This window comes from Proteobacteria bacterium CG1_02_64_396, from assembly GCA_001872725.1.
Lineage (GTDB): Bacteria > Pseudomonadota > MNWR01 > CG1-02-64-396 > CG1-02-64-396 > CG1-02-64-396.
Map to the genome: position 1 here is coordinate 19,551 of MNWR01000009.1, position 7,763 is coordinate 27,313.

The 7,763-nt window shown below is 63.4% G+C and carries 6 protein-coding genes; 2 read left to right on the forward strand and 4 right to left on the reverse strand.

The window, feature by feature from the left end; translation table 11 throughout:
* Window positions 1-585 precede the first annotated feature (585 nt).
* Window positions 586-1,512, forward strand: coding sequence for a phosphonate ABC transporter substrate-binding protein (locus AUJ55_00970; protein OIO61210.1), 927 nt, complete (start codon window positions 586-588; stop codon window positions 1,510-1,512).
* Window positions 1,512-3,953: a hypothetical protein gene (locus AUJ55_00975; GenBank protein ID OIO61211.1), complete on the forward strand. Its 2,442-nt coding sequence runs from the start codon at window positions 1,512-1,514 to the stop codon at window positions 3,951-3,953. Before AUJ55_00970 ends, AUJ55_00975 begins: the two co-directional genes overlap by 1 nt.
* Here the strand turns inward: AUJ55_00975 and AUJ55_00980 are convergent.
* The 4 genes from AUJ55_00980 to AUJ55_00995 all read right to left on the reverse strand — a co-directional run bounded on the left by AUJ55_00980 (window position 3,934) and on the right by AUJ55_00995 (window position 6,846).
* The gene (locus AUJ55_00980) at window positions 3,934-4,287 is read right to left on the reverse strand and encodes a translation initiation factor (GenBank protein OIO61212.1); all 354 of its coding nucleotides are present in this window, start codon (window positions 4,285-4,287) and stop codon (window positions 3,934-3,936) included. The two genes, AUJ55_00975 and AUJ55_00980, sit on opposite strands and share 20 nt — an antisense overlap.
* A 281-nt stretch (window positions 4,288-4,568) precedes the next feature.
* Window positions 4,569-5,102, reverse strand: a complete 534-nt coding sequence (locus AUJ55_00985) for a flavodoxin (GenBank protein OIO61213.1) — start codon at window positions 5,100-5,102, stop codon at window positions 4,569-4,571.
* A 119-nt stretch (window positions 5,103-5,221) separates the two neighbouring features.
* Window positions 5,222-5,797 (reverse strand): aspartyl beta-hydroxylase, encoded by a 576-nt coding sequence (locus AUJ55_00990; GenBank protein OIO61214.1) that lies wholly within the window; start codon window positions 5,795-5,797, stop codon window positions 5,222-5,224.
* Window positions 5,794-6,846: a hypothetical protein gene (locus tag AUJ55_00995; GenBank protein OIO61217.1), complete on the reverse strand. Its 1,053-nt coding sequence runs from the start codon at window positions 6,844-6,846 to the stop codon at window positions 5,794-5,796. Before AUJ55_00995 ends, AUJ55_00990 begins: the two co-directional genes overlap by 4 nt.
* Between the last annotated feature and the right edge of the window lie 917 nt (window positions 6,847-7,763).

The window sequence follows — 7,763 nt, forward strand, 5'->3', positions numbered from 1 at the left end:
CGCTTCGCTTCGGCCACAGAAGTGGCCTCCCACAGGTAAGGATGACGGTCGGGGTTTGGGGTGGGGTTTGGTGGGAGCGGACTTCTGTCCGCGAATGGAGCGGCAACACCGGTCCAAAGAGCAAAGCCGAATGCCGTTGCCCCAACCGACGCCCAACCGAGACATCCCCGCTTCGCTTCGGCCACAGAAGTGGCCTCCCACAGGTGAGGATGACGGTCGGGGTTTGGGGTGGGTTTTGGTGGTTTTGGTGGGAGTGGACTTCTGTCCGCGAATGAAGCGGCAACACCGGTCCAAAGAGTAAAACCAAATACCGTTGCCCCAACTTGTGGCCCAACCGAGACATCCCCGCTTCGCTTCGGCCACAGAAGTGGCCTCCCACAGGTGAGGATGACGGTCGGGGTTTGATGTGGGGTTTGGTGGGATTGGCGGGGCCGACTTCGAGACCTTCTTCCCCGAGGTGACCCGGCTCGCGGCGCGCTACCCCGGCGGACGGGAATTGTGTCCGCCCGCGAACCGTTCTGAGATAATCTAAAAAACGCTTCGGGCTGGAGGCCCGACTACCTCCCCGTAAAATCGAGGTTCTTGGTGACCCTCCCACACATCCTGGCCCCCCTGCTTCTGCTGCCCCTGACTCTTCTTGCGGGGTGCGACCCCACCGACGAGTCCGAGACCTACACCCCCAGCTACAGCGACGAGCCGCTTCAAGCAGCCTCCTCGGTCCACGAGTACCTCTTTGCCGTCCACCCCCTGCACAACCCCACGCGGCTCTTCCAGGTCTACGGCCCCCTGATCGACTACCTCAACACCCACCTGAGCGGGATTCATTTCAAGCTGGAGGCCTCGCGCAACTACGCCGAATTCGACAAGAAACTCAATGGGGGCAAGTTTGAGGTTGCCCTGCCCAACCCCTACCAAACCATCACCAGCCTGGAGCACGGCTACCGGGTGTTCGGCAAGATGGGGGACGACGACCAATTCAGGGGGATCATCCTGGTGCGGCGCGACAGCGGCATCGAAGAGGTGGGCGATCTCAAGGGCAAAGCGGTCTCCTACCCCGCCCCCACCGCCCTGGCCGCGACCATGATGCCCCAGTACTACCTGCACACCCATGGGCTGAACGTACACCGCGACATCGAAAACCGCTACGTCGGCTCCCAGGAGTCCTCGATCATGAACGTCCAGCTCGGGCTGGTCGCCGCCGGGGCGACCTGGCCCCCGCCGTGGCGGGCCTTTCAAGAGCAACACCCCGATCTGGCCGCCGATTTGGTGGTGCGCTGGCAAACGCAGACGCTGCCCAACAACGGCCTGGTGGTCCGCAACGACGTTCCTGAGCAAGAGGTTGCTCAAATCGGCGATCTTCTTTTTCATCTGCACGAATCCAGCGAGGGCAGGGCGATCCTGGCCCGTATGCCGCTGTCCCGTTTCGAGCCTGCCACCGACGTCACCTACGCCCCGGTACGGGATTTCATGACCCGCTTCACCGCCGACATTCGTCCCCCGCAGGCCCCCTGATGTCCCACCTGACCACCCCCATCGTCCGCTTCTGGACCCACTCGATCCGGCGCCAGCTCATCCTGGGGGTAACACTGGTTCACGCTCTGCTCATGACGGTCTTCGTGTTCGATCTGGTCGAGCGGCAGCGCGACTTTTTGCTGGATTTGGCCCAGGAGCAGGCGACGGGGCTGGTCAATGCCCTGGCCACCACCAGCAGCAGTTGGGTTTTGGCCGACGACGTGGCTGGGTTGCAAGAGGTAATCGCCTCGCTGAGCAGTTACCCCGATCTGCGCTACGCCATGATCCTCGACCCCGAGGGGCGGGTGCTGGCCCACAGCGATTCGACCCAAGTGGGACGGTATGCCGCCGACACCATCAGCCGTTCTCTGCTTGCCGCCCCGACCGAGAGTCAAAACCTGGTCGTCAACCACACCGTGATCGACCTGGCAGCCCCCATCATCACAACCGACCGGCAGGTCGGTTGGGCCCGCATCGGAATGGGGCAAAGCCACAACACTGCTGCCCTGCAGGCCATCGGCCGCAACGGGGTACTCTATGCGCTACTCGCCATCGCCCTGGGGGCGGCCATCGCCAGCATCATGGCACTGGGGGTCACCAAGGGATTGGACGAACTGGTGCACGTCTCCGAGGCGATTCGGCGGGGGGATCGCAAGGTGCGGGTCCGGCTGCATCGGTTCGACGAGGTGGGGCGTCTGGCCCAGGGGTTCAACCGGATGCTCGATACGGTCTCGGCGGGGGAGGAGCGCATCCACCTGCTGCTCGATTCAACTGCGGAGGGGATCTACGGCATCGACCGGGAGGGGCTGTGCACCTTCATCAACCCCGCCGCCGCCCAGATGTTCGGTTACCCGCAGACCGAGGCGTTGATCGGCAAGAATCTGCACGACCTAACCCACCACACCCTGCCCGACGGCACCCCCTACCCCAGGCAGGAATGCCGAATGCTTTGGCCCCTCGCATCGGGTGAAGGGGTGCTGGTGGAAGACGAGTGGTTCTGGCGGCGCGACGGCGCCTCATTCCCAGTCTCGTACAGCTCTTATCCCATTCGCCAAGGAGGCGAAATTACCGGGGTGGTGGTGACCTTCACCAACATCACCGATCGGGTGCAGGCCGAGGAGCGAATCCGTCATCTGGCCGAGCACGACCCCCTCACCGATTTGCCCAACCGGACGTTGCTCACCGATCGCATGCACCAAGCGATCGCCAGGGCTCGACGCAGCGGCGAACTGCTGGGGGTGCTCTTTCTCGATCTCGACAACTTCAAGACGATCAACGACTCCTTGGGACACGAGATCGGCGATCAGATCCTCTGCCAAGTCGGACATCGTCTGACCATGTGCCTGCGCGACATCGATACGGTCAGTCGCCAGGGGGGGGATGAGTTCGTCATCCTGCTTGACGGCATTCCCAACGCCGACGAAACCGCTCGGCTGGCCGAACGGATCCTGGTGGTGCTGGCCGAACCGATCCAGATTCAAGGGCTTGAGCTGAGCATCACGCCGAGCATCGGGATCACCCTTTATCCCAATGACGGCCACAACCCCAGCCAGCTCATTCGCAATGCCGACGCCGCCATGTATCAAGCCAAACAATCGGGGCGTAATAACTTCCAATTCTTCACCCAGGATCTCAACCAACGGGCCTTTGCCCGCTTGGCACTTGAAAATGCCCTACGCCGGGCGGTCGAGCGCGCGGAGTTCGCGGTTTACTACCAACCGCTGGTCGATCTGAAGACTGGCCAGATTTCCGGGATGGAGGCGCTGCTGCGCTGGCATCACCCGGAACGGGGGGTGCTGGCCCCCGGCGAATTTATTCAGGTGGCCGAGGAGTCGGGGGTGATCGTGCCGCTGGGGATGTGGGTGTTGCGCGAGGCCTGCCGTCAGCTCCAACAATGGCGCAAAGAGGGTCTGCCCCCCCTGCTCATGGCGGTGAATCTGTCGGGGTTGCAACTGCGTCAACCCCATCTGGCCGAAGAGGTTAAAAAAGCGCTGGAGGCCTACGACATCGAGCCGCATTGGCTTGAATTGGAATTAACCGAAAGCGTGCTGGTGCGTGAGGGGGGTGGGCCGCAGGAGATCTTAGGCAAGCTCAAAACGATGGGGGTCAAACTGGCCATCGACGACTTCGGCACCAGGTACTCCTCGCTGGCCTACCTCAAGCGCTTCGCCATCGACCGCATCAAGATCGACCGCTCCTTCATTCAGGATCTACCGGGCGACGAAGAGAACGCCGCCATCGTCCGGGCTATTGTCAGCATGGCCCACAGTCTGCGTTTAGAGGTGTTGGCCGAGGGCATAGAAACCCAGGGGCAGCTCAACTTCGTGCGCCGCGAGGGGTGCGACGCGGCCCAGGGCTACCTTTTCAGCCGCCCGCTTCCCGCCGCCGAAGCGGGGGCGCTGCTGACCACCCAACCGCGACTTATCCCCCCGAGCGCTTGACCTTCATCCCCTGCGTTTGAAACCAGGCGACCAGGGCGTCGCGATGGTCGCCCTGGATTTCGATCACCCCATCAAGCCGCAGCGTCCCCCCGCAGCCGCAGCGTTGTTTGAGCTGTTGCGCCCACCCTTTGAGGGTCGCCAGGTCTCCCGACAGGCCACTCACCGTCGTCACCCCCTTGCCTTTGCGCCCGGTCGTCTCCTGCCCAACCCGAACGATTCCGTCGCCCGGCTGAACGGCCAGCGTTTTGGTTTTGCAGCGGCATTGGGGTTGGGGCTTGCCACAGGTGGGGCACAGGCGGCCATGTTCGGTGGAGTACACGGGGCGGTCGGACATGGGATGGGATCCAGGCGAAGGTGTAGAAGAGCAAACCAAGCAAAAGCGGAAAAACCGAAAGGCGCCTCACGCGAAGCCGCGAAGAAGAGCAACCCTATGAAAAACCTGTAGGAGCGCCGCCCCCGGCGCGATGAAACCAGCGCGATGAAACCACCGGTTTTCCGCCCCCCTGGACAAGCCCGGAACGGGCCATCGCACCCTCGATAGGATCATGAAAACCATCGCGCCGGGACGGCGCTCCTACCAAAAAAACACCATCGCGCCGGGGCGGCTCCTACGAGTTACTTGAAAGCCGGTTCGATCTGCGCCAACCACGCCGCTACCCGCCCCTCGGTCATCTCCCCTTGATTGGGGTGATCCAGGGCAAGTCCCACGAAGCGTCCGTCGACCACCGCCTTGGAGGCGTTGAAGGTGTAGCCCTCGGTCGACCAATCCCCCACCAGGGTCGCCCCCGCCTTGGCAAAGGCTTGATGCAGTCGCCCCAAAGCGTCGCAGAAGAAGTCGGGGTATTTGAGCTGATCGCCCAGCCCGTAGATCGCCACCACCTTGCCAGCGAAATCGGCCTGCTCGATGGCCGGGACCAGTTCCCCCCAGCTGGGGGTTTTCAGGCTGGAGTTGTCGGCGTCGGGCAGCGCCCCCTCGCCGTAGGTGGGAGTCCCCAGAATCAGGGTGTCACAAGCCAACAGGTCGTCGACCGTCGCCTTGGCCACATTGACCGGTTTGGCGGCGCGATCCCCGAGTTGTTTGGCGATGGATTTGGCGACCCGACGGGTGAGCCCGGTGTCGGTGCCGAAGAAGATGCCGATGCTGTTCATGATGATTGCTCCCCCCACGGGCGACCCGCTCGCCGCCGGTGGGGTGATGAAACGCCCCGCTCGAAGCATACGCCAACCGGTAGGGGGTGGGGCAATGGCCGCCCGACTTGCCTGAACGGTCAGATGGCGGTTGCCTCACGCCCCAACATTCCGGCCAACCATTCGTTCATTAGAGCGTCCAGCACCAAATGAACCCTGGCCCGATCCCCCCGGTTTTCGACGCTGTGGGGGTCGCTCAAGCGCAGGTACCAGCTCTCACCCGCCCCCATCACCACCCGCTTGCCGTTCAGAACAAAATGCACCTCGCCATGGGTCAGGATCGGCACATGCAGCCGCACCGTCCCCGCTGCGGGATTGAGGTCGGGATCGATGTGCTCCTTGATGCGCGAACCGGCCTCAAGCCGCATCAGTCGCACCGAGGTCATGCGGCACGCGAAGGCTGAGATCACCTGCCGCAAATAGGGGGACCGTTCCAGGAAGGGGGTGTCGGCGTAGTCGTCGCAGGCGGGGTCGGAATAACACATGCGCACCGGATGTTGGGCGTCGGCGGGGCCGCGTAGTGGGATCACCGACCAGCGCCCCTCGTAGTTGCGCGGTACGAAGTGGGGGTACCACTCCCCCTCGTCGAAACGACCCACCGCCTCTTGCAGCAGAGGCACAGAAAACCGCAGCGGCAACTGTACCCGGTCGTTCATTCCACCCCCCTTTGCAGCATTAAGTCCCCCGAATGGCGCGCCCCCTCCAGCGCTTGGTAGAAGGGGTCGGTCCAGCGAACCAGATGGGTCCGGTCGTCGGCGGTGATTTCGGCCCGCTTGGCCGGGCCATCCTCAGTGAAGGCTTCATAGGGTCGCTTGGCGTGGCGGGAGGCGGTCGCCTGCATCGCCGCGATGCGGGTGTCGTCGACCTCAATGCCAAATTTGGGTAGCACCCTTGCCCAGCCAGCGGTCGGCAGCTCCCGGTAATGCAACAGACGGCGCGATTCCAGGGGATGAAAACGGAGCACCGAACGGATGATCCGCCCCAACACCCAGGCGCCGTATTCGGCAGGACTCATCTTCTGAACCATCGCTCCGCTCAGACCAAACCAGGGGGGATCGATGACGCCGGGGGCCATATGCATCCCCGGCTGGCGCCGGTGGGAGGCCAGCACCTCGCCCGGATCGCGGTAGAGAAACACCCAAGGGACATCGGGGAAGGCGCGGCGGATCAAGGGCAGGTCGAGGGCGGCCCAGGCGTCGAACTTGACGATCCAATGTTGCTCTTCGAGGTGCTGCCTCGGCCCCCACAGGGCGATCAGGGTCTGGAGCGCCTGAATCCGCCGCTCGGGGGTCATGGCGGGATTGCGAAAGTGGCTGCGCAAAACGTCGTCGATGGGCTGGGGCTCACTGAGCACCCGGCAATCGGGCAAGGCGGCCAGCATCTGGGTGAGCCACGTCGAACCGCAGCGCGACAGATGAAACACAAAACCGGAAGGGGTGCAGCCGGTTGAAGCGGGGAGAAGGTTAGGTAGGGTGTCGAGGGGGGAGCGCAGCCGCAGCAGGCGGTTGAAGGGGGCAGCGGCGCAGCGGTTGAGGGTTTGTTCGTAAAACGGATCGGTCAGGGGGGTGTCGCCGACAAAACACCATTCGACCCACCCTTGAGCACCCTCCCAGACGATGCGTCTCGGATACCACCCGGGGAGCAACCGCCCTTCGTCGTCGGCAGGGGGTTGGTCGAGCGGCGCGGCGGCGCCCCTCGTGAGCATCACGGGGTCGTAGGCGACCCCCTCCCCGGCCAACCAGGCGCCGATCTCGGCGGTGAACCGGGCCGCATCTTGCAGCAAAAACCAGTGTTGATGGTGCTCATGCGCCGCAAGCAGGCGCGGTTGGACCTCGGTCTCTTCATCCATTGCGTCTTCCCCTCGCTGAAGTATTCGAAAACAGGGCGGATCTGGCGTCCGCTTGTGTATTCGCATCCTGAAAAACGATCCCTTGTTGTGCTGTGACCGATGGCCGGGGCTTGAACTGCCCCCCGCCCCTGGCAAAGATCCCCCCTCCGCTGTCCCTTTTCAACCCACAAGGAGTTCCATCATGAGCAACGCAGCCGATCTGTTGACCGCCGGAAAAATCGCCCAGGCGCTGGGGGTTTCGGACGCCAAGGTGAAAAAGGCGATTGCCGCCCTCGAAATCGAACCCGCCGCCCAAAAAGGGGCCTGCAAGTACTACACCCCCGAGACGGTCGAGAAGGTCAAGGGGGCGTTGGGGTAAGGGGGGCTACAGCGCGGTTGCGAAGGCACAGCCGCGCTTCTATTGCTGCGGGGGGCGCCGGTTTTGGCCGCCCCTTGCAGCGGCCCCGCCCCATCCAGAGCCGCCCCCCCGCAACCACTGGATCGGCCTATACGGGGATGACGCCGGGATGCACGGGGGCCGCATCGAGAGGTGTTATGGAAACGCTGATTCAAGGCATCCCGCCTTGAATCAGCACGCTTCGCAAAAACCAAAAGTAGGAGCCTTGAGGCGACGTGGTTTTTGCTTCGCTTGCAAAATCAGTCCCTGACGTTCCTGATTTTGGTGGCCCATCCCTGGGCCACGGGAAGCGCTTAATCAATCAGCGCTTCCTTATCGCTCCCCCACCCACCCCAAGAACCCCCCCTCCCCCACCACCTCAATCCCCAGCTTCTCG